Below are 25,034 nucleotides of genomic sequence, written 5' to 3'. Positions count from 1 at the left end.
GCCCCGGCACTCTCAAGCTTCGCTCACTTCTTCCAGGCGATGCGGCAGCGCTTCAACCGAGCGCCCCGCCAACCCCACCCGCATGTCATTGCCACTCGGCTGCTGATACAGGCTCAGGCCGAACTCCGGCAACACCGCCAGCAGGTAGTCGAAAATATCGCCTTGAATCCGCTCGTACTCTTCCCACGCCGTGGTGGTAGTGAAGCAGTAAATCTCCAGCGGCACGCCTTCGGCGGTGGTCTGCATCTGCCGCACCATGCAGGTCATGTTCTTGTGTACGTTGGGGTGGTTCTGCAGGTAAGCCAGGGCAAAGGCACGGAAGGTACCGAGGTTGGTCAGCTTGCGGTGGTTGGCCGACAGCTCCGCCACCGGCCCCAGCGCCTCGTTCCAGTTCTGCAGTTCCTGGCGCTTGGCGGTCAGGTAGTCACCCAGCAGCCGCACCTGGCTCAGGCGCTGCTCTTCTTCGCGGGAGAGAAAGCGTACGCCGCCGGCGTCGATGAACAGGCTGCGCTTGATCCGTCGGCCACCGGACTGCTGCATGCCGCGGTAATTGCGGAATGACTCGCTCATCAGGCGCCAGGTGGGGATGGAAACGAGGGTCTTGTCGAATCTTACTAATAGTGAGCTTCATAGAATCCGGACAGCACCTCAGCCAGTAAAACCGGGCAAGAGGAGAAAAAGGTGCTGTCTGGAATTTCTTAGGCAAATATGGACAGCCGCTGAGCCGAGTGAAGAGAGCATTCATGGCGATACCTCCGACACCGGTCTAACGCTCTCGACCGAAACGTGAGCGATCCCAAGCTCAACTCAGGTCAATTACGCCTACGAGGCTGGCTTCTCCAGCTCATCTTCGTAATGGCGCGGGTGAGGCGCAGAACAAGCCAGGCGCATCTATGAAGAGCGCACACCGCGCAGATACATGTTGAAGGAGCTGGAAATCGCCAAGGCGATTCTTGACGGCAAATTCACTAAACAGCCGGCCAACGTGTGAGGGGAGCTTCTTAGCTGAGCGCAAGCAGATGTTTATCACCCCTGCTTGTTTCCGGTGGGATGTTCGATATGGCCCAGCGCGCTTTCTCAAATTGCGTTGAGGCGGATGGCTAGCTCTCCGAGTTCTGCTGTCCGCTTTCCTACCAATTCACGGTCTCACTAGCTGCAGTCTATCGGTGTCCATCCTTCCGATGCCAAATCTTGTGCACTGTGGACTTGGGTATGCCTAGCTTTACCGACGTCTCTTTCTGAGTCAGCCCTTCGGCTTTGCAATCAAGGACGGCTCTGATTTTTTCGGCGGAGGTAGCGGGTTTCCCGCCTTTGGCTGCGATCAGCACGCCATTAGAGAACTGTGCTGGCACGCTATCCATGACCTTCATTTCACGTAGCTTTTCGAGCTCGCTCCATAGGTAAGCCATAAACTCTTCGAAGGTTTCGTGGCGATCAAAGCTGGAAGCGGCTGCCAGGAGTGCTAGGGGGTCGACGTCAAGATGGCTGCTGATACCGTCAAACATCTTCAACGTCATGTTCGTCGAGCCGTGCTCTACGTTGTGCAAGTGGCGCGCGTCCAGCGTCTTCACTAGCTGCTCTTGCGAGAGGCCGCGAGCAGCACGCACGGTGCGCAAGACCGCTGCTAGGGAGTGGGGCGAGGGCATCAAGACTTCCGAGTAAAGGGAAGGATAAGGCCACAACGCAAAATCCACATCTATGAAATATAGTCAGGGAATGTGGATTGGTGTTATCGTGCCTCCCGTGCGATAGCGCGGGCTAATTTCAGCTTTTGTGCAGCTAACAGCTGGTAAAAGTGTCAATTTATATCAATTGTTGTAGGGCTTAACACTAGCTTATAGCCCGAGAAAAAAGCGGAGTACGAGTTGTGTTGGTGACTAAGCGAACCGACTTGCAAGGGCAGTTCTTGGCGCCGGATCACCTGCGCTTGCTTTGGGACTCGGCGAGCCTGAACGCAGATTCCTACTACTTCATCGTAGAAGGGAGTGGCTTCGTCGACGGATGCCTTGGGCCTTCTATGCGCATCGTCTCGAGCGTCGAGGCTGTCGATTCGTTGTGTAAGGGCGACTCAGTCGATTTTCTGAGCGTCAACAAAGTTCAGCTGCTCGCTCCACCCGCGATGACAAAGCAGACTGAATTCTCGATGAGGCTCCTCTCAGAGATCCGTATCAAAGCCGGTACGGAAGCGACCCCGATCTACGAGTTCGTCACTCATGATGGGCAAGTTTTCTCGAGCGCTGGGGAGTAAGAGATGTCCGTGTCCCTTGATGACGCTATGGAGTTTCTTTACGGCGCCGGCGAGGTTGTCCCTGGGTGGTGTGGTGATAGAGCAGGGCTTGTTCAAACAGCAGAGCAGCGCTTTTCAGGTAAAGCGTTTTGCTTGGTGAAGCGTTGGATCATCGTTGAGATTCCCGCAAATGAGGTTGAGCCGTTGCCGGGCGGAATCGCGCCGATGATCGTGCTCGCTCATGAGGTCATCTACGACAGCCGAGGGCGGTTTGTACCAGGCAGCTGGGTGAGATCGACCTACGCAATCTCGCATGAGAAACCATGGTTATTTGAGACTCGGAACACGATCTATTTGCTTGTTGGCAACGGATACAGGAAGCAAGCCCCGCTCGAATTGGTGCTGTCCTTTCGTCCTTAAGCATTTCAGATTTTGTAGCCCGATCGTCCTTCGGACTGGCTCGGGAGTTGCGACGGAGCCTTATGGAGCGCTGTATGAAGATTGCGGTCTACTCCGACCTCCACAACGAGTTCTCCGAATTCGTGCCACCTCAGCTGGACGTCGAGCTGGTCGTGCTCGCTGGTGACATCTCTGTGCGCGGTCAAGGGGTCGAGTGGGCAAACGCGGCTTTTGACTGTCCAGTGATCTACGTCCCCGGAAATCACGAGTTCTACCGGGCGCACCTAGACCGCACGCTGACGAAGATGCAACAGGCGGCAGCTGGGCATGTTCATGTTCTGGATAACCAGACACTGATCGTTGGTGATGTCAGATTTTTAGCTGCGACGGCGTGGACAGATTTCACGTCCACAGGGGATTACCGCGTAGCGATGTCGTTGTGCTGGGAGTGGATGAGCGACTTCACCCAGATCCGAATCGGCGAAGGCTTTAGAAAGCTTCGCCCTGTCGATCTCATCGCTCGCAACATTTGTGCGCGGGACTTTCTGGCTACGGAGTTGGCTAAGGATTTCGGAGGTAAGACCATCGTCGTCACGCATCATTGCCCGATTGAAGAGGTCGCTGGTGATGGTCATGAAGGCCACCTCGGTGCTGCGTATTTCAACCAATGGCATGACCTAGTTTCGCAGGCTGATGCCTGGATCTTCGGCCATACCCATTACGCGGTCGACACGGTCGTTTCGGGATGTCGGCTCGTTTCGAACCCGAAAGGGTATCCCGGTGAAAAGACCGGCTTTGTACCGGACTTGATCATTGAAATCTAAGCGCCCCTAGGAGCGCAAGCTGTCAGAGGGGTGTTGAATTGGACGCAGGAGCGCAAGAACACATGACAGATGAGATCATGAGTTACCCAGGTGAAGAACCATCGATTTTTCAGCTCACGCGCATCATACAAGCGATGGCTCAGCAGTATCCTGTGCCGATCACTGCGTATCTGAGCGACGTAGAAATTTCGAATGAGTGCGCAGTCGGGGTCGTGGTTGGTCAAATCGTTCCAGGGCTTATTGAGAAGCGCACAGGGGCATATTTGCTTACGACCACGCCGATCTTCTCGTTGTTTAGAGTAGGGCGCTTCTGGGTGGTCGATACAAAGGCAGGGAATTTTGTTCTGACTTCATTCAAGCGCGGAGCGGGCCGGAAGAGTCTTCGAGCATTCATTACAAGCGCAGACCAACCTGAAGCTTCTCTAACGAGCGAGCCAGGCGCCTACGGTCGGATCAGAACACCTAGCTCAGATGGTTAACTGGATGACATCGCCGAGAGCAGGTTGCCCAGCAGGAAGACTGCAATCAGAACCAGTAGCACAAGCCTTCTTGGATAATGTGCGATGACGAGAACGGTTATGGGGGGGCCCACTGCCAGGGCCAGGGCGTAATAGCTAACGAGTCCCCCCGCGTGGGCGAGCGAGATACTGAAATCTTGGGCAATGGAAGGCAGCACGCCAACCACGACAAACTCGGAAACGCCTATGGCAAATGCCGCAATTGCGAGCGCCCACACACCCACATGGAGAGACTTCGAAGCATTCATAGCCGGCCTGCAGCCTCCATGGCGATCGACTGGTCGACCTCTACAGGGGCCCCAGAAATGCCAAGAGCTCCTATCACGTTGCCCGTTTCGTCATAGAGCACTACGCCGCCTCCGAAACTGATCAACCCGCCATTGGTTGCCTCCAATGTGTAGATCGACCCAGAGGGCCTCGCTTCGGCGCCGATAGTGATGCTGTCTGTTCGGAAGAGGGCAGCGGTACGAGCCTTCTTCACTGCGATATCGATAGCCCCAGGTATTGCGTTGTCCATGCGCAAGAAGGCGAATGGAAGCCCGGATGGATCGACTACGGAGATGCAGACGGGGTGCCCCAGTCGATGGGCAATTTCTTGAGCGCGACTGATGACTTGCTGCGCAATTTCTTCCATTTTCGTAATGTTCCTGAGCAGTAGCACCTTGCGCTCAAGCGGCACCCTGAGCACCATTCGAGAGCAAGGTGAAGTTACGTATTAGAAGAGGAGGGCGAAGCTCTATTGCTTCATTCCCACCAGTACTCGACCTGGACGCCGAAATTGCTGCCGTGGCGTGCGCTGTTGAATGCTCCGGTGGACGATAGGGCAGATCCTTCATCCATTTCGTCCGCAGCCTGTTGGGCGGCCCGGTTCCACTTCGCGTAGGTGTAGTACAGGCGGATTTCTGGTCGATCCCAGAAACCAGGCCCTTTAGGAGACCAGGTAGGGGCTACGGTGAATTTGCTCAGCTTCCGAGTGCCATCGGCGGCATCAATCTGGTCGTGGCCGATTTCCGCAATCAGCTTGATTTGATCAGAGATCGCATAAACAGGCCTGACGCCCACCGATACCCAATCCTGTTTTTCCCCACCGTCGCGATAATCGCGCTGAGCTACGATCTGGAACTGGCCGCCGAATCGAGGAGTTATTTGCCAGTCGAAATAATCCAAGGCTCGCCAGCTCCGGTTGCTGCGATCGAGCTCCACATCCCCTGTGTAACCTAAACTGGTACCTGGGCCCTGGCCATGCTGGATTGCTACGGTGTTGGCGTTTCCACCGAGCACATCACTCTGGCGATGCTGGGCAGTGACCGCCCATCCGCTGTGGGTATCACCACTATCCGGATCTTCGATATAGCTGAGGCCAAACTCGAGCTCGCCGCCGGGGTTTGTGTTGATGCCGCCTATATTGAAGTCGTGCCGGTTGGTGTAGTCCTTTTGAAAGACGTTATCCTTCCTGGAGAATGCGTAACTGTATTTGAGGCCGCCGAGTTCGAAATCTTCAATGCCAGCGCCGGTGCCACTTTGATCCCAATAGTAAAAGTCAGAGATGTGTATATCATTGCGCTTGTAAAAGCGACGACCCGCCCACAAGGAGCCATTATTGAGCTGTGGGACTTTGCTCCACTCGGCGTAGGCTTGAACTACGCGAGCGTATCCGTAGTTATCTGAGAACTTCGGAGTATGCCCATACTGATTTTGTAGAGCGGCCATCCCCTCGACGCTAAGAACCGACCCATCATCTAGTGTGGCAAGGTCGTGGCGAACTCCGAATTCGGCGTACTGCTCGCATTCGTTACCTAAACGGTATTTTGTGGGTGCACCTGGCAACTGAAAACATGACTGAGTTCCGCCAGAGGTCGCACCTCCAATACCACTACGAAGATAACCATTAAACTCGAGTGCTTCTGCTGCAAGCGGAGATAACATACTGAGTGCAGCCGAAAGCCCTAGCTTCTTGCTATTGAGCATGAATGTTTCCTTTATTATATGTTTTATGGCAGGTAGTGATTGTTCAGGAGTTCGTTTGACTACTGTTTTTATTGAATAGATGGTGTAGAAAAAAGGGGCTGCCCGAGCAGGCAGCCCCAAAGAATCAGCTTACTTTGTGTTCGCTGATGGGGGTTTGAAGCGAGGAATTGCTCGAGCGACCTTGTTTCATCAATGCTGGGCCGAATACGGCGAGCGGGATGAGGAGGACAATCGGGAAGTAGAGCAGTTTGTCGATGCCGAAGGTGCTGACAACGAGAGCAATGGCTGCCGGCCCGATAAGCATGCCTGAATAACCAATGCAGTTCACGATGCCGATGTTGCGGCCTGCGTTGGCCGGGTCTTTACGGCCAGCGCTGGACAGCATGAGCGGTGCGATGCTGGCAAGACCCAGGCCGAACATTGCAAAGCCAACTAGGCCCGCGAACTCTGTATTGACGACTACGATCAGAATCAGACCAGCGATGGCGATGACAGCGCTCAGGAATACGAGACGAACTGCGCCGATCAGTGCTGCGAGACGGTCGCCAATCACTCGACCAATGAACTGCGCCCCGATGAAGACCGAAACGGCAACACCGGCATCGGCAGCGGTGACACCAAGAACACGACGTCCATACTCTTGGCCCCAGTCGGCGACAGCCCCTTCACCAACCATGCTGCCGAGCAACAGGATACCGAACCCCACCATCAGCGCGATCACGCCAAGGGAAGCGGAGCTGGCCGGTTTGGCTCCCTTCGCATCAGTAGCTGCCTCTGAAACTACCTCATGCTGATCGAGCATGAAGACGCTGGAAATGATGCCGATTGCGAGTAACAGCACGCCCAGAACAGTGAATGGGACGGCGGCACTTTCGGTGTAACGTGCCGCAAACCCACTACCCACCATGCCGAGAACGAAGCCACCTAAGGAGTAGGCCGCGTGGAATGTGGTCATGATCGAGCGCTGGTAGAAACGCTCTACCTGCACACCATGGGTGTTGTACGCAGTGTCTGCAGCACCACGAAGCAATCCCAAGACAACCCCGAAGCTCAACGCAAAGTAAACGTCGGTGGCGTAGCCCATCGGGATGATCGAGAGCGGGTACGCAATTGCGGTTGTAAGGATAACTTTTTTGGCACCAAACCTGTCCAGGAACATGCCAACGATGAACGAACCAACCGCACTGCCAACACCAATACCAAACGCGATCATGCCAAAGTTGGCGTCGCCGAGGTCACCATTAAGTCCCATGTGGTGACGAAATGCTGATACGCCAGTAGACCAGATGTACATCATGGCCCCAAGAATCATAAAGCCCGCAAATGTAGCAACACGAGCCCTTCTAATTCGAGGGGTGACAAGGCTATTGTTCATGTTATTCATTTTTTAACACGTTCCTGTCGGTTAAGGTCGGGGTGTCATCCGTTTGCAAAGAATGGATGACATTTTTATTAAAATTTATCCGCTATCCTTAGCGCATTTGCCGCAATTGTCAGTGCAGGGTTAACTGCTGCTGAAGATGGGAATGATGAGCTGTCAACGATCCATACGTTGTCCAGGTCATGCATTTTGCAGTTAGGGTCAAGAACGCTTTTCTTCGGGTCAGCACCCATTACCGCAGTACCACATTGGTGAGAGTTCGTCGCGATGCCCATACGCTCGGTCAGTACAACTGGGAAACCAGCTTTTTTCATGATTGCAGTGGTTTTTTCAACCAGCTGATCATGAGCACTGAGATTGTTAGGTGTCCAATGAACCTTGATGGAATTACGTTTTTCATCGTATTCCACGCGATTGTCCTGGGTTGGAATATCTTCAGAGGTCAGATAAAGGTCAACGCTGTGGCCGGTGATAAACCGAGAGACAATCTTCGGAATCCATGGCCGCATTGGCGTGATCATTGGCTCTCGAATCTTGCCAAGCATTTGCACATTCCCCAACGGGAATGTGTTGTGACGGCCTGCCGAGTACCAATCGTTGATAGCCAGTGTTTTTTGGAACTTCACCTTGTTGGTGTGCAGTGGGTCAACAGCGATCATGAACGTGCTGTTATGCACCATGTAGTTCCGACCTAGTTGGTCAGAGCTATTACCAAGGCCCGTAGGATGCAGCTCGTTCTTTGAACGGAAAAGCAGGGCGGCACTGTTAACCGCGCCACATGCTAGCGCGATACGATTTGCCAGAATTCTGACCGGTTGACCGTCCTTGACACCTAAAGCTTCAGTAACCCGCTTTCCGTCTTTGCTGGTCACGAGCTTGTCGATTTTGGTACCTACCATCAGCCTGGCGCCTGACTCCAACGCTGGACGCAAGGTCGAAATTTCGGCGTCGCCTTTGGCTTCGAGCAAGCATGGGTAACCGTCGCACGTAGAGCAGAGTACGCAGGCGCGATCCTCGCCGTAGTCAACAGCAGCCGGCATTACGAAAGGCGACAGTCCGTCATCTTTCATCACTTTCTCGAGTGAGAGCAGTGCGGGATCGTGCTGCAGGCCTGGCCATGGGTATGGTTGCGACCGCCATGGCTCGCTGGGGTCTTGGCCTGCGTTGCCGTGCACTTTATAGAGCTGCTCGGCTTGGCAATAGTATGGTTCCAATTCCGCGTAACTGATTGGCCAGCCTGGCGCGACACCTTCTGCGTGCTTTACATCCGAGAAGTCTACCTCCCGGAAGCGCGGCAGCATTGCCCCATAAAATTTGGTATTGCCACCTACGTAATAGAATACGCCTGGCGAGAAAGGCTTGTTATCCCTGTCCAGCCACTGTTCCGCGTTCCTGTAGCGGCCTTCACCGAAAACAGCTTCCGCACTCCAGTTTTCGGTTTCACGAGGAAGGAAATCGCCGCGCTCTACGACCAGGACATCGAGCCCTTTCTTGGTCAGAGCATGAGCAAATGTGGAGCCTCCCATGCCGGATCCGATGATCAGCACGTCGCAGGTCACTACACCATTTTCATCAGGCTTCACGGTTGGATTGGAGCGCCGGCGGGCCGGAGCTCCTTCCAAGCGGGCTTGCTCTGAATGAGTGTTTAATACTTCAGTACTCATTTCCTGCATGCCTCAGTTTTAGTTACAGGTGCTGTTCTTTGTTGCGCAGTTCCCAGTACTCATCCTGACGTTCGTCGGTGATGTACTCTGGAACCGGGAAGTCCCACCAGCCTGGAACCCACGGGCCTGCCGCGTCACGGTCGGTTGGAATTTCGATCAGAACGGCCTCATTGGATTCCAAGGCTTCTTGAAGGATTGGCTCCAGCTCATCATTGCTGCGAACGCAGAAGGACTTCAGGCCGAACGCCTTGCCCAGTGCCTCGTAGTCCGGGGAGTAGGGCTTGCCATCAGGAGTGTTGAATTCGCTACCGATGTGTCGATCCGTCTGCTTGCGCTGGCCGCCGCGAATCGACATGTAGCCGGCGTTGTTCTGAATGATGAAGACAACAGGGATGTCGTTGGTTTTGCAGATGGCAATTTCCTGAGAGTTCATCAGGAAGTCACCGTCACCCAGGATGCACACCACTGGCTGATTCGGAGCCGCCAATTTGGCGCCGATTGCTGCAGGTACAGCCCAACCCATCGAGGAGAAGCCACCCGAGGTTAGGTGGGTGCGCGGAGAGTAAACAGGGAAGGTCTGCTTCACTGCGCCCTGCGCATTGCCGGAACCTACGACAACGATGGTGTCACGTGGGAAGATCTTACGCAGAGCGCCCAGAGGACGCTGCGAGGTGAACGGGAAGCGATCAGAGTCGCGGCGGGTAGCCAGTTTGGCTTCCCACAAGTCCTGGTTCTCTTTCAGATCTTGCAGGTACTCGGTGCGATCAACAGTTTCGTCTTTCAGCTCATCAACGATGTGCGCCAGAGCGTACTTCGCGTCCGAAACGATACCGACAGCAACTGGGTAGTTTTTGCCGATCTCATGCGGATCGATATCGATGTGGATCAGGCGTCCTGGTGGGATCGAGAACGTAACGCCTTGGGCGTAGCTCGAAGACGACCAGTCAGTGAATCGGCAGCCTACTGCCAGGATCACGTCAGCACTCGATGCCATCTTGTTGCCGCAGAGCGTGCCGGTCTGGCCAACACTACCTGCGAACAGCGCGTGGTCTTCCGGGAAGCCACCTTTACCGTTCCAAGTCGTAACGACTGGGATTTTCCAGGTTTCCGCCAGCGCTACAACTTCGTCAAATGCTTCGGCAGTGATAACGCCGCCGCCGATAACGATCATTGGACGCTTAGCCTCACGCAGCACTTCGGCCGCGCGCTTGATGGCTTTCGGGTCTGGGTAGACCTTACCAACTGGAATGCGCTCTTGCAGGTCGTGCAGAGTCACCTCAGCCGCTTCAGCCTGTACGTCCATCGGGATCTCGATGTGAACAGGGCCGGGACGACCGGTCAGCATCGAGCTGAAAGCCCGGTGCATGATGAATGGCATCTCTTCGGTGCGAGTGGCAACCCAGTGCCGCTTGGATACTGCTTCGGCGATCTTCGGGAAGTCGTTGTCCGTGTAGCGCTCCAACTCCTGCAGCAAGCCATGGCCGCGCATGTGAGTGGGTGGGCCACCGGTGATCAGCATGCAGCTGGTCGAGTCGGTGTAGGCGGTCGCCATACCGATAACGGTGTTGCTTGCACCGGCGCCAATCGAAGTGATTGCAGCCATTGGTTTGCCCGAAACACGGTAGAAGCCGTCGGCCAAGTGCACGGCACTTTGCTCATGGAAAACCTGAATGAACCGGAGCTTGGACTCCTCTTCCATGAAGGCGTCCATCAAAGTCCAGATGCCGTGCCCAGGAATACCGGCAACGTACTCGACGCCGTAATTTTTTAGTGTTTGGGCAACCACTTGGCTGCCTGTGAGTTTAGGCATGTTGCATCGCTCCTAGTTGGAGGGTTTCACTAAACGTTCTTCAGGGAAACCGCGTGGAGTAACTCTGAAGATCTCGAATTACCGGTCAGGTATTTACTTACGCGCTGCCCACACCAAGCCTTGCTTAGTGAGACGACGAATATTGGGGTCAGCGAGGTTGCTGGTGTCGTGGCCGATCGAGTGATAGAACACTCGGCCCTCGCCCCAGTTACGAACCCAAGCAACTGGGCTTCGGTGGCCTTTAAGCCATGGCATAGGGTTGCCATCAAAGGTGGTTTCAGCCAGGACGTGTATGTTTGGGTCTACCTGCATGTAGTACTGCTCGGAGCGAACCTCAAAATCCTCAACGCCTTGGGTCACCTCGTGATCACGGTCGATGAAGTTGACCATGTACGGGTGTGGGTAACCTTCGCCAGCCGGATGCTCAAGGAAGGAGCCGCCCAGCATAAAGTGATATTTCAGGCTTGCCCGGAATGCCGCGCCTGCGCCGTGCCAGCCAACAAGGCCCACGCCGCTTTCGACTGCTTCAGAGAGATGCTTTTCCTGCGAAGCAGTCAGGGTTTCGGTGGTGACAGCGTTGTTCCATCCGATGATGATCAGGTCATAACCCTTCAGGTCACGATCTAGGGTGAAGATGTCGGTGGACTCTTCAACGTCAAAGTCCAGCTCCTTGAATAGCTCGCGAGCCCAGCCAGCGATTTCGTATGGGTAATGTCCAGGCCAGCCGCCGTAAAGATAGAGAGCACGAGTCACGGTTATACCTCCAGTATTTATTTTTGACGAAGAGCAGCCGTCGATAAAACTTCGACAGAATTCTTAGCTATTGACTTGCCTTTATTGGGGCTGCACGAAGTCACCGAAACAAATTCGGGGGATAACTTGGCGTGAGCCTTTACCTGCCTACATTGTCACAGCAAGCGAAATGATTGCTGTGTGTACCTTGCATTCAAAGTAGGGGGTTTATCTAACGACGATTTCACTGCGCACTTAAACTCCAGGCAAAGGCGTTCCTAGCCGTTAATACAGCTGAGTGGGTCTGGGTCTCGGCACTAGGGCTCCGACGCACCGACGCATTTCGGGCTTTGTGGGCAGTGGATCTAAGAGATAGCTGGGGTGCAAGCCGCAGAGCTAGTGACGGCACGCATCTCGCTTGATGGTTTCGCTGAGCTAGTTCGTTCAGCTTGTGGGCGCTAGACATAAGCAGCCTCGTTTCTTGTTTGGGTGGTTATTCGTATAACCTGTGAGCACAAGGTAACACGCGTTTTTAGGTTGTCAATACCCGCACACGACAAAAGGTCGGGGGCTCGATTGGGCACCTACCTCTGGCAGTGGTGGATCAAATTTGGGGTTGGAAGCCGCGTGGCTTGAGGCATCAAGGAAGATGGTCACCAGCGATTTGGGTCGCATTTTTCGTTGTCGCTAGGCTAATGGCGAGCACAAAAAAATGTGCCAGTGTGATTTTTTCTGTGCTGGAAAGGGGCTCGAGCTAGGTGTGTGGCATCAACCGCGCCAGGGAAAATAGTTATCCTCCCGGAGCTCGAGCCGTTATCCTCACCAGCTCTGCAATCAGCGTGTGCAGAGTAATTCCTGCATGTCATAGAAATAAATATAGGGCAGATCTTCAGATGGTTTCGATGAAAGATGTGGCAAAAGCGGCGGGCGTTTCTCAGCCAGCGGTTTCCTATGCCTACAGCGGCTCGAGTAAGGTCTCAGCCAGCCAGCGGGAACACATTCTTTCAGTCGCTGCGAGCTTGGGATATCCAGGGCCGAACCTTCGCGGGAGAAGCCTTCGCTCGGGTCGAGTCGGTGCCATTGGCCTGGTCGTAATGGATCAGTTGTCCTATGCGTTTGATGACCCTTGGGCGATGTCTCTTCTGAAGGGAATCGCCAAGGTCAACGAACTCGCCAACGTCGCATTGACCCTCTTCCCCTTGAAGAGCAAAAAACTTGAGGGCGATCAGGAAGGTGATTCCAACCTGGCTGTACGGGGGCTGGTCGACGGCCTGATAATTTCCACATTGCCTGACGATCATCCAATCACCCAGTTCATCGTGAAACGCAACATACCTGCAGTGATTATCGACTCGCCCAGACTCGAGGGGGTGCATTTTGTTGGGATAGACGACCGGCAAGCTGCAACGGATCAAATGGAGCACATTCTCGGCCTTGGTCATACCAAGATCGCGATTCTGGTCGAGCGCTTGATCCCTGACGGGAAGAGGGGGCGGGTGAGCCAAAAGCGCTTTAGGCAGTCGACGGAGAGAATCGCTAGAGAGCGGCTCACGGCCTACGTCGAGACTGCCGAAAGGCACGGCATTGCTTACGACGAGTTGGTGATTATCGAAGCAGGCGGATTTACCGATGCGCTCGGTCGGGAGGCTGCGTCCACACTGCTACGTGAGTCCGGGGTCACGGCTGTTGTAGCGAGCTCTGATGTGATGGCATTAGCGTGTTTGTCAAAAGCGGAGGAGGAGGGTGTTGCCGTTCCCGGGCAGCTATCGGTTATCGGGTTCGACGACGTCCCCGATGCGGCGCCGAGAGGCCTGACCACCATCCGTCAGTCCATCATCGGTAAGGGCGAGTGTGCTGCTCGTATTTTGCTCGATGAACTCGAGGCGTCGGAGCCCCTACAGCCGATAGTCAAGATCTTCGAAACATCGCTTGTCGTGCGAACCACTACGCGCCGACTGTAGCGCTGTGCGTCAATCTGCGTCACTTTGTGTTTGATTGAGAAATTGGCCCAGTGAGTTTCACAGCTTAATCTGAGATCGCAATGCGGCGGTTTCTAAAAATAACGTGAAGCTCACTTCCGCCAGCCTCCAGGCTGTACCGCTTAGGCGGTGGGTGGAAGTTCCTGATGGGGCTAGGCATGGAATATCAACTGGATTCTGCCTCAGAGAAGGCGGTGTCTCATGGGGCGTTGTCTAAGGGTTTGAGTAGTCGCCAGATCACCATGATCTCTATTGGTGGTGTAATCGGTGCAGGCTTCTTCGTGGGCTCCGCGAGCGCCATTAGTGCTGCTGGGCCAGCGGTATTGGTCTCCTTTGCTATTGCTGCGGTACTGGTTGTACTTGTGATGGGCATGCTTGCCGAACTCGCAACCGCAAACCCAGACACAGGCTCATTTTCCACCTACGCCCAGCAAGCGATGGGGCGCTGGGCGGGCTTCTCTATCGGCTGGTTGTACTGGTGGTTCTATGTGCTCGTCATACCACTAGAAGCTATCGTGGCCTCCGACATTCTCGGCGGTTGGCTTGGAGTCCCCTCCATGGCGATTGGTGTGGCGCTTATCGTCGGCCTCACTCTGACCAATATCCTCAGCGTGAAGAACTTCGGTACGCTCGAGTACTGGTTATCTCTGATCAAGGTCGTCTCCATTTTGGCCTTCATTGGCCTGGGCGTGTCTGCGATGTCTGGGATGCTCCCTACCAGCACGGCAAGCGGATTTGGTCACCTCTGGCAAGACGGTGGCTTTGCGCCCACAGGGCTCCCGGGAATTGCATCAGCGCTGGTTCTGGCGCTGTTCAGCTTCACAGGCATGGAAATCGTGACCATCGCTGCAGCTGAATCTGAAGACCCCCGAGCAAACATCCGAAGGGCAATTCGCTCTGTGGTATGGCGGATGCTGATTTTCTACTTTGGCTCCATTTTTGTAATTGTTGCCTTGGTAGCCTGGAATTCTCCTCGTCTTGAGATCGGCTCTTTCCAGTCGGCTCTGGAGGTGATGGGTATCCCAGGTGCTGCCGGCATCATTCAGGCAGTGATCCTGGTGGGTGTAGCGAGCACCCTCAACTCTGCGATTTTCACTGCGTCTCGTATGGGCTATTCGCTTGCCGTACGTAGAGATGCGCCTCAGTCTTGGGCTCAGACGACCGCCAACGGTGTTCCGAAGGTGTCGATTTTTTATGCGAGCGCGGGGGCTCTCGCTCTTCTGGTGGCCAACTACACGTTGCCGCAAGCCGTGCTGGTACCATTGATTGCTACGATCGGTACGATTGCTCTTGTGACGTACCTGGTCATCGCGGTGAGCCAAGTGATCTTGCGTAAGCGTGCCATTGCTCAGGGGAGGGCGCTGCTGGTGAGTTTTCCTTTTTTCCCGGCGCTGTCCTACGTAACCATCGCTGCAATCGTCTCCTTCCTAATCCTGATGGCAGTCGTGCCGGGGCACCAAATGGAACTGCTTGTGTCTTCAATACTCACACTGGCGTTGGTCATCATTGGCGTGATCCTTCAAAAGAGGGACAGCAACTGAATAGCGATCTTTAGATTTGTTGTGTGCGGTACTCACCAAACTTTGCCCATCTCCTGATGGGCGTTTTTTTTGGGATAATTTATGAATGCATTAACCGATGATTTCTACACGATTAGTAGGAGGAACCTGGTTGCATGCCGGACTGCTTTTTTCCTTCCCGGGGTGGCGATGGGCGCATGGGCGCCACTGGTGCCGTTCGCCAGGGAGCGGGCTGGAATTGGTGATGGGGAACTGGGTATCTTGCTGCTCTGCTTAGGGACTGGCTCTCTATGCATGATGCCGTTCGTTGCTAAGATCGTCAGCAAAGTAGGGTGCAGGGCGACAATGATCACGGCTCTTTTGGGGGCGATCATCAGTTTGATGTTTCTTGCTAGCGTTTCGCAGTTTTCGCTGCTTGTCGTATTTCTGCTGATCTTCGGTGCTTGCCTGGGGACAGCCGACGTGACGATGAACCTGCAAGGTTCCATCGTCGAGAGAGGTCTCGGACGTTCGATGATGTCTGGCTTTCATGGCTTATTCAGCGTTGGGAATATTGTCAGCGCCCTGGTCGTTTCTGGGCTCTTGTGGTGCGGGCTGTCACCGGTGGCGGCTGTCTTTGCTCTCGTAGCATTGGTCATAGCCCTGTTACTAGGCGTAGGTCGACACATGCTTCCTTATGGAGAGGGTAGCGGAGGCTCAATGTTCGCCAAGCCAACACCCTACGTGCTGCTCTTGGGTGTGCTCTGCCTGATTGTCTTCCTTGTTGAAGGGTCAATGCTCGACTGGAGTGCAGTATTCTTGAATACCGTCAGGGACATGGATATCAGTCATTCTGGGATTGGTTTCGCACTCTTCTCCGTTACGATGGCAATCGGGAGGCTGTCAGGGGACTGGTTGGTTCCGAAACTGACGGAGCGTGTTGTGCTCTTAGGTGGCGGGTGCGTGGCGCTGGTAGGGGTCATGATCGCCATTTTGGTCGACAACCCACTTGCCACCTTGGCAGGTTTCGTCCTGATTGGGGCTGGAATCGCGAACCTAGTCCCAGTGTATTGCTCTGCAGCCGGCAAGCAGGGGGCCATGCCGGTAGCCATGGCGCTTTCAACAGTCAATGCAATTGGCTATCTGGGCATTCTGATGGGGCCAGCAATCATAGGATTTGTGGCTCACTTGACCACATTGAGCATTGCACTGCTGCTGACCGGAATCCTTCTGGTGTTTGTCATTGCTACCTCAAGGACTGTCGTGAAGCAGTCTTGAGGTTTGATTTTTACCTGCCCAATAAAAATGCCAGCCCACCAAGTGAGCTGGCATTTTTTTGAGCCAGTGGATTTAAATCGCTGGTTCGCCGAAGCCTACTTCTTTCTTGCCATAGCGACGAACACGGATGTTCGCTTGCTCAGCGTGGCCGACAAAACCTTCCATCAAGCACAGGCGCGAGCAGTATTCGCCGATCAGCGAAGAGGCTTCGTCGGTCAGGATGCGCTGATAGGTGCAGGTCTTGATGTACTTACCAACCCACAGACCACCGGTGTAGCGAGCGGCTTTGTTGGTTGGCAGGGTGTGGTTGGTGCCGATCACTTTGTCGCCGTAGGAAACGTTGGTACGGGCACCTACGAACAGTGCACCGAAGTTGGTCAGGTTCTTCACGAAGTAATCGTCATCGTGAGTCATGATCTGGACGTGCTCAGAGGCGTATTCATCCGAGAGCTTGACCATTTCTTCGTAGTTTTCGCAGAGGATGATCTCGCCGAAATTATCCCACGCCTCACGGGCGATTTTCTGGGTTGGCAGCTTAACCAGCAGGCGCTCGATCTCTTTCAGCGTTTCCACTGCCAGCTCGCGAGAAGTGGTCAGCATGACGGCAGGGGAGTCGACACCGTGCTCGGCTTGGCCCAGCAGATCGGTCGCACACAGTTCGCCGTCGACCGAGTCATCGGTGATGAGCAGTGTTTCGGTTGGGCCTGCGAACAGATCGATGCCAACACGCCCGAAGAGTTGACGCTTTGCTTCGGCAACATAAGCGTTGCCTGGGCCAACAATGATATCTACTGGACTGATCGACTCAGTGCCGATCGCCATCGCCGCAACTGCCTGAATGCCACCCAGGCTGTAGATGGCATCAGCACCGCCCAGCGCTTGTGCAGCAACGATGTAAGGAGCCGGCTTGCCTTGGAAGGGCGGGGCAGCTGTGGTGATGTTCTTCACGCCAGCCGATTTGGCGGTAACGATCGACATGTGGGCCGATGCCAGCAGTGGGTACTTGCCACCTGGCACGTAGCAGCCAGCAGCATTCACAGGAATGTGCTTATGACCGAGGATCACACCTGGAATGCTCTCAATTTCAACATCCAGGAGGGATTTACGCTGAGCATCAGCGAAGCGGCGCACCTGCTCTTGAGCGAACAGAATGTCGTTGTATTCACGCTCGGTGAGCCTGGATACACATTCTTTGACTTCGGCGTCGGTCAGGCGGTAGTCGGTGCGATCCCAGCCATCGAACTTAACCGAGAGCTCGCGGACAGCGGCATCGCCGCGTTTTTCGATGTCCAGCAGGATGCGGGAGACATCAGACTTCACCTGCTCGTTGCGATCAACCTGCTGTTCAGTAGGTTTAGCCTTTTTGATCCACTCAGCCATCACATCACCTCTATCGGGCGCACACAGTATTAGGATTATTGAGCAGCACTCGAGTGTGGTCGCCGCTTAGCAGGGATTGCGTAATGCGATCTGCGACCCTTTCGAATATCGAGCTGCTTGAATCAAATTACCGTTGACGGATGACGCAAACAATTTCTCACATGAACGACATGTGACGCAATGTGACGCATATCTGTAGTGAGTTAGACGCATTAAGCGTCGACGTCTTGGGATGCGCTCAGACGGGATCGATTGAAGAGGTGCCGGCTCCCAGATAATCCACGACCTCCTTGGGAATGGAGGGATCATCAGGAGAGAGAACGGTTGCACGGCGAATGTGTTCTTTTTTCATGAGCCCCTTGGTGACGAAATGCATCGCAACTTTTGCGGCGACAGGCTGACGTACCATGGTTGCTGCGATGCCACTAGAGACACCAAAAACGAATTTCCTAGAGTTTCTACTTACCGCTGCGAGGTTCGTGAAAGTTATTTCGTTCTTCTGAATGCTTTCGAAATCTATGCAAAAAATCCGGCTGGATATCAAGAAGGTCAAGCCATGATACTTGAAGTGGTAATCTATCTTGCCGCTGCCATCCTGGTTAGGGAATCTCTCGATGTAATAATGCATGAGCATCCCGTTTTTTTCATAAATGCAGAAAACGGATCTAACAATTTTCCCTTTGTAGATGGATGAATGATGATATCGTTCATAGACGCCCGTTAGTTCTGATAGGCTAGAGTCATTTTCTTGTAGGAGCTCATTGATAAACATGAGCATCTTTGGTGTTTGGATCAGGTTTCTGAAAAGATGAAAATGACCGCCTTCGATCATTGATCGGAAGTCGTTCGGGTTGCTGAATAGTATGTCGTTGCTTAGGCCGAAAAAGTTAGCTATTGAGCGCAGGTTGGATTTTGAAGGTTGATGCGTTCCAGCTAAATATTTATTGAATTGCTGTCGGTTGATTCCTACTCGCCGGCACATCTCTGAAACTGTGCCAACTTGTTCACATAGCATTTTCAGGTTTTCTTGAAAATTTTCTTGATTGTGCATGGCTTGTCTTGGTTCAGATATATCGATGAGCTCATCTTATGGGGTTTCCAGCTCATCATCAACGGGAAGTGGGATTTTGGTGCGCCTGAGTTCCGCTCCTCGATGGCGCTGGGTACGAGCGCTCCGCCCAGATTCTAAGGATGCGGCGTTCGATTGGGCGATACCTAAAAATCGGTCAGTGCTTCAGGACGGTGCGGCGACCGGAGGTGTAGGAAATCTGATTAGCCAATACGAGGAGTAGCTTTTCACCGTTTAAATGGTCTGGGGGCAGTACCATTTTCAATGAGCCTCCTAGCTGTCGCTAAAATGCGAACTCACCTTGGTTTTTCGCAATAATGCATTTTGTTTATTCATAGCTCACTTTTTGAGTGGGGCCGATTTGTTCTTGGCGCTAGCAAAGAGCTCAGGAGCCTTTGTGATCATTGTGTGGTTGTTTATATCCTTCTCGCACCTCGCTATGCGTAAGCAGCAACGTCATCAGCCTAGTGATGAGGTAGGCTTCAAGGCTTGGTTCTCTCCATACTCAAACTGGCTTGCCATTGGGACGCTTTCTGTCGTTCTTCTTTCTCAAGCTATTAACCCGGCCTCCAGTTTTCAGTTTTGGTTTACCCTTAGCATTACTGTGTTCGTGATTGGGTCTTATGCAGTTCTAAGAAACAAGCCATCATTTGGGGTGGTCAAAAAAGGTGACAGTTTAGTCTGACCTTTGGTTAAGTATAGGGATTAACCTTGAAGCTAAATTGTAGGAAGCAGTAGCTGCTGAAGTTTCTGTTGATGCCTTGGCTTGCTCGCTAAATGAGTATGCCAAGGCTTTTTTATGTCCAGTTCTGACAATAATAGGTTGCTCTACTCGTGATGAGCGAGCTCGTGCAAGCGTTACGCGGAAGTATCCAAAAGACGACACACGTTTGCTGACAAAGGCTGCGCAGCAGGGGGTGGAAAGGGTGTTCCGAGAAGGCTTTCGTTACAGCAAAGCAGAGGTGCTGCTGCTTGACCTCAGTAGGCGGAACGAGATGACCGGTGACCTATTCGCTGCTGCCCAGCCCGCGACAAGCGAAAAGCTCATGGGCGTGCATGATGCTGTGAATGGACGATGGGGCAGGGGGACGATGCGCCTGGCCAGCGTTCCGGTCGATCCCAGCTGGGGATGAGCTGGGAGATGATGAGTCGTCGCCTTACGACGCGTATCGATGAACTCTGGACGGTGTACTGCAAATAGAGCGGGGTATGAGCAAGGCCAGGGCGGCTTCCAGCGCCTCTGGCCCTGAACGACCTTATCGGTTGTCTTCAGTTACATACGGACGGAAACCGAGTCCAAAGAAGTTATCAAGGAGGAACGCCTCCCGAAATTCGATTCCGGGTGTATGGCGAAGAATCTCGTAGACATCGCGCTTATCGGCATCAGGCATGCGTGCGCCGAAGATGATGGCGGAGACCGGGGCTGGAGCTTCATAAAGCTTCCCGCCAACATCCATGATTGCTCGCCATTCCTTCTCGTAGCTCCATTGCTTGGCCTTGGTGAACAGGCAGGCATCCAAAAAGGTCTCCGTGGTGCCGGCAGGCAGGTTTTTCACGGACAGTGACGGGTACACATCGGTGTACTTCACCGGTCTGGCCATGGTCTTCAGTGGGGAGGTCTCATCGATTTTGTACTCGATGCAGAAGCCTTTGTGGTTCGCGGCGTAGTGAGACCACATCAGAATTTCATCGGGTGCCTCGCTGAGGCAGAGCACGCCAATGTTCTGCATGAGCGCACCGAGTCCGTCGCGAAGCCGCTCATAGGCAAGCTCGTCCTCCTCGCTCGGCACCTTACGTGAGTCCTCCACCTCAGCATTTTGTGTGGCTTTCTCGACCGCGTGGGCTACGGACTCTGCCAGCTTGCTGCGGTCGAGGTTGATGGCGCAGTCAAACGGATCATTGAAGGAGGCCGGGTTGGACAGCCAGACTTTTTTGTCGGCCAAGGACTGCAGCGAGTACTGCGTGACGCTTTGATATTTGTACAAGTGGGAAGGGGTGATCATGGTGTCCTGGTTCACTGGGCAGATGGTGTGTCGCCTGCTTGGCGGCTGGATTTGCTGCGCAACATCCCACTTTAGCCCGGAAGCCAAGCCTTAAGCTATCTACCTCCGCGGTTCCGAGCCCGCGTCCCGGTTGCTCACCGGCTGGAGGTCGCCGCTTGGTTGCCAAGCTCCGACTTCATGATGGCGCGAATGTTGTACAGCAAGCTGCTCACGTCATGTAGCTTGCTGATGAACTCCTCCAGTATCTCGTTGGTTACCTGGAAGTAGCGATTTTTCTCGTCCAGCCGACGGTGCAGAATTTGCTGCCTTGCCTTGCCTGGTTGGTGATCGGGTAGGCATGCATGATGTCCGATCGCCGGATGTTCAGCGCCTAGAGCATGTCAGCGGCCGCGCGGCCAATTGACCCGACCTCGGGCTTTGTGGTTTTGGCTTTCTTTACGCACTTGCGAAATTTTCTAAGGATCTCCCCGCCCGTTCTTGCCTGAAGTGCGGTACGGTTTACAAACGGATCCATATGATGAGCGAGCTCGGCCATGCAACTGCTGAGATCTGCGGGTTTCCTCATCGTTGATAAGACTCAAAAAGATATGGAGCTGTCGAGCGGCAGCCCCACATATTTATCGGATAACTTATCGCGCGTATTGTCCTGCACCTGAGCTTGTGAAAATGTTAAGGAGAGGCGGGGGTGTGAGCTCATGTATCTCGGGGCTGCCAACGAAACTATAATTTCCTAGGTAAACAATGTTGTCTGCTGTGATGGGCATTTCGATTTTATAATTAATAATGGTGTCTAGGAAGCTCTGGCGGTTTATACGGAAAATACGTTTTCCGGTTTCAGGATACAGTCGCAGTATGTCGATTACTTCGCTGCTTAGCTCGCTCTCCGAGCGAAGCCGAAATTTTGTTCTTATCATTTGCGTCCATTCCCCAGCTTTGTAATGACGATGGGCCAATGTCTCAAAAACCTTCATCATTCCCCAGTCTGAGGTTTCTAAGCTCGCAAAGATTCCATTGAGAGCTCTACCCAGGTCGCCATAACTTTCCCAGTCGTCTTGGCACTTGTATCTAAGATCATGCTCGACTTCATGCCATCCTTCTGAAAGGATTGTTCGGATTTGCACTTCAAAGGTTTGGTCTAGGACGTCAAATGACTCAAGTAGCACGCTTTGGTCAATAAGCTGTGCCGGGAGGCGGAATACCAAGTTGCAACGGTTGGCCGTGAAAACGCTTCCGTCTGGTGTGTCAATCGTGGATGATTCTGCATCATATGAAAAGTGTCTTTTCAGAACTGCCATCGCAACCGGTTGGTCGTCAGGAAAATAGAGGGCCACCCTAACGCCAAATGCATCCTGAATTTTTTTTCCGTCAGCTGAGTATTTACCCGGTGTACGAGAAATTTTCTTTTGAATGGAGTGCTCGCTTTTTGCCCTTGAAAATACACGGCACAGCAAACCTAATTGATCAAGATGGCTCTGTATCATGCTTTGCAGCTGTGTCGAAATGTTATGGTCTGGTGAAAGTGACATCAGTTGCGCCCCAGCATTGTTTTTATTTCAGGTATATATTCGATGTTTAGTTCCAGGATGCTGCTTTTTTCACCATCTTGGATAAATTTTTGTCTTCTAAGGGCGGAAATTGCTTCCAAAATATCAGTCTGCGGAATCTGTCCGGCGTTAGAGCAAACTATACGAATAGGGCGGTGCTTATGAAAGGTATTGCGCCCTTTTGGCCAAAATTTCTCTAACACAAATATTTCAGCTTCTGGAAACTTTTTCTCGACAATGATTTCTTCTGTTGAGCGGTGTTGAAGTGCGAGTAGGAAATCTTCATTGTCAGAGCTGCAGCCGAGTGCATGAATTGTTTCTGTATGGTCGCTTTGCTCTAGTCCACAATTGAAGAAGCGACAGTTTATGAACGAGACTCGATCCATTTTTTTGCAGACGAATATGGTGTCTACAAAAGAACAACCAATGAAGATAAAGTTCTCTAGCTTATTTTTCCCAAGTCTGACATTTCGAATCTCAATGCTCTCAACAGAACCCCCGACGAGTTCTACATCCAATTGGTCGGTAAGGCTTATGGTATAGGTGACCTTTTCGGTTGGGGTCAAAAATTCAAGGGAAAAAGCGAGTGCCTTCCAAAGTTGAGTTTTTGTATCATTTGCGCGCGCGAGAGAGGCTATGACTGAAGGTTCGATGAATCTTTCAGGCCCAGCCCATTCTAAGCTGGTGTCGTCGATAATTATTTCGGCGCAGAAGTTTCCAAGAACGAACTCGTTCACAAAGCCGATACCCTGCCCATTTTCATTGCTTCTGTCGAGCATCGCGTGGCCCGCTAGCTTCGTGACAAGCTCTCCAAGTGTTGGTCTTTCATCGACTTGGTATTGTTTTCTACTTTCATCAAGTAAGTCTTGATGGGACTTGAGGATAAGAGCGGAGATGTACTCTTTTGATTCAGAGGTGTAATTATTGTTGATCATGTCGTTTGCAATGGTTTTCAGTATCGAGTACTGATGGCTTGGCAATACGCGAAGATCTTGTCTTAGGCGCTCCCTTTCAAGCATGGAATTGAAGTATTTGTCCACGATTGAATTGGGGTTGGCTATTACGTGGTCAAACTCGGAGTTCGAAATGCAGCGTAGGTAGGCGAGCAATACTGGATTGCTTACGCGATCAATCGGGAAATTAGCTCCATTAAGGCTTTCAAGTCGAGAAGTGCTAATCCAATCTTCAATGGTCGGCTCATTTATGCGGATTCTGAAAATCTCGAAATCATCACAGTGCTGCTCCACCCACGCATGGAAGTTATCACCATCAAAAATAGCCGTTCGCCGGGTAGTGAGGATAACCTTGGCCGATTTTGTCAAAAGCTCACTAATTGTCTCGAGCATAGGTTCTGTATGCTCGTAAGCGTCACCCTCTTCGTGAGTTTTGCTTTGAGGAAGAAGCTCATCGAAACCGTCAAGAATTACAGGTACATTACCGTTCCTAATTTCGCTACGCACAAGTGATGATCTTAGCATCGGGAAGCTACGATCAATTTCATCCAGAAAAACGTATCTAAATATTTTGGCTTGTCGGTTTCTCGAAAGTTCAGAAAATAGAGGAACCATGTCCTCCGAAGTGTCTATTATCGTCTTCAGAAGTTCGTAGGCGGTACAGGTTTTTCCAAACCCTGCCGCTGCCTCAATGAGAAATAATGCAGGCTTTGCGGATCGTAGGCGGGAGTGTATTTCAGTTACGACGCTTTTGGTTCCGGGCTTATCGTTGATCGTGTAGTGGGAGTTTATATACTGATAAGTTCCGGTGTCAGAGTGTGTTTTTGCGATTGCGTCAGTGTAGCGGTTGTATTCTTTCCGGAGCTTTTTACGTGTGGTATCAGCCGAGAAGAAGCCTCGGAACAACGTTTTTTCGATATCATGGTTGCTGGTGTAGTGTCGGGTTTTACAGGCATATCCAGATTTCTTGAACTGATTGAATACCCGTTCTTCGTCGCCTCGGTTATCGATGCTGACGATATCGGCGTTGTGAAAATGTCCGGCTCGGTAAGTGAAAACATGAATGCCAGGTTCATCACTCTTGGCTTCATCGAATCCGTATTGTTTATAGAGTTTTTTCAGCTCTTCTACATCGATCATATTTCGAACCACTTGAAGGTCGAGGCAAGAAGCAATCGTGGCTCAATGGCGAAATGATGGCAAGTGGCGGCGATAGAAATTACATGTGCGGCACTGTATTTATATACAGATTCGTTTGGAGTGCTGGCTATCTGTTTGGATGGGCCCCGCCCTAATTTTTCACCTTTCTTGCAAAGAGACTGAGGGGTAGGTTGGGAGTTTTTTCCCCTGTAATAAGTGGTCTTTACGTATGATGGCATTTCGCTTTCGTGCAGGTTAAGCTCAAGGCTTTCACATTCAAGGAAGGGTATGAGTAGGTTTATTGTTGTCATTGTGATGTGTCTCTTGGGCAGCGCGTGCGCCACCTCCCACTACACTGCTGGCCGAGATTTCCCATCGGCGAGTGTGGCGAGCATCACCAAAGGAAAGACCACGACTGCTGACCTGAAAGCACTGTTCGGTGAACCCTACACGAAGAGTGCTGTGAGCGAGACTGATGAGAAGTGGGTTTACACATACTCATCCGGCTCAGCTCATGCCCAGAGCTATGTGGTAACGATGAAGGTCACCACCACCGGCACGCAGAAGACTTTGGATGTCCTGATTCGCGATGATGTGGTGATCAACTATACATTCAGCGAAGGGCCTGCTCCTGGCAGCAGTACAGCGACCTACTGATGAGGGAGG

The 25,034-nt window shown here is 52.8% G+C and carries 22 protein-coding genes and 2 pseudogenes; 10 read left to right on the top strand and 14 right to left on the bottom strand.

Annotated elements, in window-relative coordinates; translation table 11 throughout:
* Positions 1 to 12: 12 nt before the first annotated feature.
* Together J3A98_RS17150 and J3A98_RS17145 are read right to left on the bottom strand one after the other, a co-directional pair.
* Positions 13 to 624: pseudogene (locus J3A98_RS17150) on the bottom strand (mechanosensitive ion channel family protein); the annotation flags it as partial.
* 536 nt (positions 625 to 1,160) lie between these two features.
* Entirely contained in the window at positions 1,161 to 1,571 is a 411-nt protein-coding gene (locus J3A98_RS17145; RefSeq protein WP_348635631.1) for a helix-turn-helix domain-containing protein, read from the bottom strand.
* Between the two features lie 302 nt (positions 1,572 to 1,873).
* Here J3A98_RS17145 and J3A98_RS17140 point away from each other — a divergent pair, with 302 nt between their 5' ends.
* The 4 genes from J3A98_RS17140 to J3A98_RS17125 all read left to right on the top strand — a co-directional run bounded on the left by J3A98_RS17140 (position 1,874) and on the right by J3A98_RS17125 (position 3,929).
* Entirely contained in the window at positions 1,874 to 2,248 is a 375-nt protein-coding gene (locus J3A98_RS17140) for a hypothetical protein (RefSeq protein WP_348635630.1), read from the top strand.
* A 3-nt stretch (positions 2,249 to 2,251) separates the two neighbouring features.
* A complete protein-coding gene (locus J3A98_RS17135) occupies positions 2,252 to 2,647 on the top strand; it encodes a hypothetical protein (RefSeq protein WP_209967495.1) in 396 nt (131 codons plus the stop codon).
* A gap of 74 nt (positions 2,648 to 2,721) precedes the next feature.
* On the top strand, positions 2,722 to 3,450 hold the full coding sequence (locus J3A98_RS17130) for a metallophosphoesterase family protein (RefSeq protein ID WP_209967492.1): 729 nt from the start codon (positions 2,722 to 2,724) through the stop codon (positions 3,448 to 3,450).
* A 62-nt stretch (positions 3,451 to 3,512) separates the two neighbouring features.
* Positions 3,513 to 3,929, top strand: a complete 417-nt coding sequence (locus tag J3A98_RS17125) for a hypothetical protein (RefSeq protein WP_209967490.1) — start codon at positions 3,513 to 3,515, stop codon at positions 3,927 to 3,929.
* Here J3A98_RS17125 and J3A98_RS17120 read toward each other — a convergent pair.
* The 7 genes from J3A98_RS17120 to J3A98_RS17090 form a co-directional block, all read right to left on the bottom strand.
* The gene (locus J3A98_RS17120) at positions 3,926 to 4,216 is read right to left on the bottom strand and encodes an MFS transporter (protein ID WP_209967488.1); all 291 of its coding nucleotides are present in this window, start codon (positions 4,214 to 4,216) and stop codon (positions 3,926 to 3,928) included. The two genes, J3A98_RS17125 and J3A98_RS17120, sit on opposite strands and share 4 nt — an antisense overlap.
* Complete coding sequence (locus J3A98_RS17115) at positions 4,213 to 4,602, bottom strand: heme-binding protein (protein ID WP_209967486.1); 390 nt, start codon at positions 4,600 to 4,602, stop codon at positions 4,213 to 4,215. The genes J3A98_RS17120 and J3A98_RS17115 overlap by 4 nt, the downstream gene beginning before the upstream one ends.
* A gap of 110 nt (positions 4,603 to 4,712) precedes the next feature.
* Positions 4,713 to 5,936: a carbohydrate porin gene (locus J3A98_RS17110; protein ID WP_209967484.1), complete on the bottom strand. Its 1,224-nt coding sequence runs from the start codon at positions 5,934 to 5,936 to the stop codon at positions 4,713 to 4,715.
* A gap of 124 nt (positions 5,937 to 6,060) precedes the next feature.
* Positions 6,061 to 7,320 (bottom strand): MFS transporter, encoded by a 1,260-nt coding sequence (locus J3A98_RS17105; protein ID WP_209967481.1) that lies wholly within the window; start codon positions 7,318 to 7,320, stop codon positions 6,061 to 6,063.
* 68 nt (positions 7,321 to 7,388) lie between these two features.
* The gene (locus J3A98_RS17100; RefSeq protein WP_209967479.1) at positions 7,389 to 8,981 is read right to left on the bottom strand and encodes a GMC family oxidoreductase; all 1,593 of its coding nucleotides are present in this window, start codon (positions 8,979 to 8,981) and stop codon (positions 7,389 to 7,391) included.
* A 22-nt stretch (positions 8,982 to 9,003) separates the two neighbouring features.
* On the bottom strand, positions 9,004 to 10,791 hold the full coding sequence (locus J3A98_RS17095) for a thiamine pyrophosphate-binding protein (protein ID WP_209967476.1): 1,788 nt from the start codon (positions 10,789 to 10,791) through the stop codon (positions 9,004 to 9,006).
* A 93-nt stretch (positions 10,792 to 10,884) separates the two neighbouring features.
* Complete coding sequence (locus tag J3A98_RS17090; RefSeq protein WP_180688483.1) at positions 10,885 to 11,544, bottom strand: ThuA domain-containing protein; 660 nt, start codon at positions 11,542 to 11,544, stop codon at positions 10,885 to 10,887.
* Between the two features lie 881 nt (positions 11,545 to 12,425).
* Between J3A98_RS17090 and J3A98_RS17085 the strand changes: the two genes are divergently transcribed.
* From J3A98_RS17085 to J3A98_RS17075, 3 genes are all read left to right on the top strand, one after another.
* Positions 12,426 to 13,484, top strand: a complete 1,059-nt coding sequence (locus tag J3A98_RS17085; RefSeq protein ID WP_245355015.1) for a LacI family DNA-binding transcriptional regulator — start codon at positions 12,426 to 12,428, stop codon at positions 13,482 to 13,484.
* Positions 13,485 to 13,660: 176 nt separating this feature from the next.
* A complete protein-coding gene (locus J3A98_RS17080; protein ID WP_209967472.1) occupies positions 13,661 to 15,043 on the top strand; it encodes an amino acid permease in 1,383 nt (460 codons plus the stop codon).
* A gap of 81 nt (positions 15,044 to 15,124) precedes the next feature.
* Positions 15,125 to 16,279, top strand: coding sequence for an MFS transporter (locus tag J3A98_RS17075; RefSeq protein WP_209967470.1), 1,155 nt, complete (start codon positions 15,125 to 15,127; stop codon positions 16,277 to 16,279).
* A 72-nt stretch (positions 16,280 to 16,351) separates the two neighbouring features.
* Here J3A98_RS17075 and hisD read toward each other — a convergent pair whose 3' ends face one another.
* Both hisD and J3A98_RS17065 read right to left on the bottom strand, forming a co-directional pair.
* Complete coding sequence (gene hisD / locus J3A98_RS17070) at positions 16,352 to 17,659, bottom strand: histidinol dehydrogenase (protein WP_209967467.1); 1,308 nt, start codon at positions 17,657 to 17,659, stop codon at positions 16,352 to 16,354.
* 238 nt (positions 17,660 to 17,897) lie between these two features.
* Positions 17,898 to 18,710, bottom strand: coding sequence for a helix-turn-helix transcriptional regulator (locus tag J3A98_RS17065; RefSeq protein WP_209967465.1), 813 nt, complete (start codon positions 18,708 to 18,710; stop codon positions 17,898 to 17,900).
* A gap of 319 nt (positions 18,711 to 19,029) precedes the next feature.
* On the opposite strand from J3A98_RS17065, the gene J3A98_RS17060 reads away from it, so the two are divergent.
* Both J3A98_RS17060 and J3A98_RS26990 read left to right on the top strand, forming a co-directional pair.
* Positions 19,030 to 19,413 carry a hypothetical protein gene (locus J3A98_RS17060; RefSeq protein ID WP_209967463.1) on the top strand — a complete coding sequence of 128 codons (384 nt, stop codon included), beginning with the start codon at positions 19,030 to 19,032 and terminating at the stop codon, positions 19,411 to 19,413.
* 184 nt (positions 19,414 to 19,597) lie between these two features.
* Positions 19,598 to 19,929 (top strand): annotated as a pseudogene (locus J3A98_RS26990) (DUF4113 domain-containing protein); the annotation flags it as partial.
* 55 nt (positions 19,930 to 19,984) lie between these two features.
* Here J3A98_RS26990 and J3A98_RS17055 read toward each other — a convergent pair.
* The 3 genes from J3A98_RS17055 to J3A98_RS17045 all read right to left on the bottom strand — a co-directional run bounded on the left by J3A98_RS17055 (position 19,985) and on the right by J3A98_RS17045 (position 24,368).
* Positions 19,985 to 20,731 (bottom strand): DUF2971 domain-containing protein, encoded by a 747-nt coding sequence (locus tag J3A98_RS17055; protein WP_209967461.1) that lies wholly within the window; start codon positions 20,729 to 20,731, stop codon positions 19,985 to 19,987.
* 629 nt (positions 20,732 to 21,360) lie between these two features.
* A complete protein-coding gene (locus tag J3A98_RS17050) occupies positions 21,361 to 22,257 on the bottom strand; it encodes a hypothetical protein (protein WP_209967459.1) in 897 nt (298 codons plus the stop codon).
* Positions 22,257 to 24,368, bottom strand: coding sequence for a hypothetical protein (locus tag J3A98_RS17045; protein WP_209967457.1), 2,112 nt, complete (start codon positions 24,366 to 24,368; stop codon positions 22,257 to 22,259). Before J3A98_RS17045 ends, J3A98_RS17050 begins: the two co-directional genes overlap by 1 nt.
* Before the next feature lie 288 nt (positions 24,369 to 24,656).
* Here J3A98_RS17045 and J3A98_RS17040 point away from each other — a divergent pair, with 288 nt between their 5' ends.
* Positions 24,657 to 25,025 (top strand): hypothetical protein, encoded by a 369-nt coding sequence (locus J3A98_RS17040; protein ID WP_209967455.1) that lies wholly within the window; start codon positions 24,657 to 24,659, stop codon positions 25,023 to 25,025.
* Positions 25,026 to 25,034 lie beyond the last annotated feature (9 nt).

Origin of the sequence: Pseudomonas sp. BP6, from assembly GCF_017875935.1 — a bacterium.
Lineage (GTDB): Bacteria > Pseudomonadota > Gammaproteobacteria > Pseudomonadales > Pseudomonadaceae > Aquipseudomonas > Aquipseudomonas putida_Y.
The sequence above is the reverse complement of the archived record's forward strand: the minus strand, read 5'-3'. Positions and strand labels throughout refer to the sequence as shown.

What these genes read in the sequence shown, in the direction of transcription:
- J3A98_RS17120 (WP_209967488.1), bottom strand. Translation starts at nt 4,216, where the DNA reads ATGAATGCTTCGAAGTCTCTCCATGTGGGTGTGTGGGCGCTCGCAATT.
- J3A98_RS17065 (WP_209967465.1), bottom strand. Translation starts at nt 18,710, where the DNA reads ATGCACAATCAAGAAAATTTTCAAGAAAACCTGAAAATGCTATGTGAA.
- J3A98_RS17080 (WP_209967472.1), top strand. Translation starts at nt 13,661, where the DNA reads ATGGAATATCAACTGGATTCTGCCTCAGAGAAGGCGGTGTCTCATGGG.
- J3A98_RS17105 (WP_209967481.1), bottom strand. Translation starts at nt 7,320, where the DNA reads ATGAATAACATGAACAATAGCCTTGTCACCCCTCGAATTAGAAGGGCT.
- J3A98_RS17135 (WP_209967495.1), top strand. Translation starts at nt 2,252, where the DNA reads ATGTCCGTGTCCCTTGATGACGCTATGGAGTTTCTTTACGGCGCCGGC.
- J3A98_RS17115 (WP_209967486.1), bottom strand. Translation starts at nt 4,602, where the DNA reads ATGGAAGAAATTGCGCAGCAAGTCATCAGTCGCGCTCAAGAAATTGCC.
- J3A98_RS17100 (WP_209967479.1), bottom strand. Translation starts at nt 8,981, where the DNA reads ATGAGTACTGAAGTATTAAACACTCATTCAGAGCAAGCCCGCTTGGAA.
- J3A98_RS17125 (WP_209967490.1), top strand. Translation starts at nt 3,513, where the DNA reads ATGACAGATGAGATCATGAGTTACCCAGGTGAAGAACCATCGATTTTT.
- J3A98_RS17045 (WP_209967457.1), bottom strand. Translation starts at nt 24,368, where the DNA reads ATGATCGATGTAGAAGAGCTGAAAAAACTCTATAAACAATACGGATTC.
- J3A98_RS17110 (WP_209967484.1), bottom strand. Translation starts at nt 5,936, where the DNA reads ATGCTCAATAGCAAGAAGCTAGGGCTTTCGGCTGCACTCAGTATGTTA.
- hisD (WP_209967467.1), bottom strand. Translation starts at nt 17,659, where the DNA reads ATGGCTGAGTGGATCAAAAAGGCTAAACCTACTGAACAGCAGGTTGAT.
- J3A98_RS17085 (WP_245355015.1), top strand. Translation starts at nt 12,426, where the DNA reads ATGAAAGATGTGGCAAAAGCGGCGGGCGTTTCTCAGCCAGCGGTTTCC.
- J3A98_RS17040 (WP_209967455.1), top strand. Translation starts at nt 24,657, where the DNA reads ATGAGTAGGTTTATTGTTGTCATTGTGATGTGTCTCTTGGGCAGCGCG.
- J3A98_RS17075 (WP_209967470.1), top strand. Translation starts at nt 15,125, where the DNA reads ATGAATGCATTAACCGATGATTTCTACACGATTAGTAGGAGGAACCTG.
- J3A98_RS17095 (WP_209967476.1), bottom strand. Translation starts at nt 10,791, where the DNA reads ATGCCTAAACTCACAGGCAGCCAAGTGGTTGCCCAAACACTAAAAAAT.
- J3A98_RS17055 (WP_209967461.1), bottom strand. Translation starts at nt 20,731, where the DNA reads ATGATCACCCCTTCCCACTTGTACAAATATCAAAGCGTCACGCAGTAC.
- J3A98_RS17130 (WP_209967492.1), top strand. Translation starts at nt 2,722, where the DNA reads ATGAAGATTGCGGTCTACTCCGACCTCCACAACGAGTTCTCCGAATTC.
- J3A98_RS17050 (WP_209967459.1), bottom strand. Translation starts at nt 22,257, where the DNA reads ATGTCACTTTCACCAGACCATAACATTTCGACACAGCTGCAAAGCATG.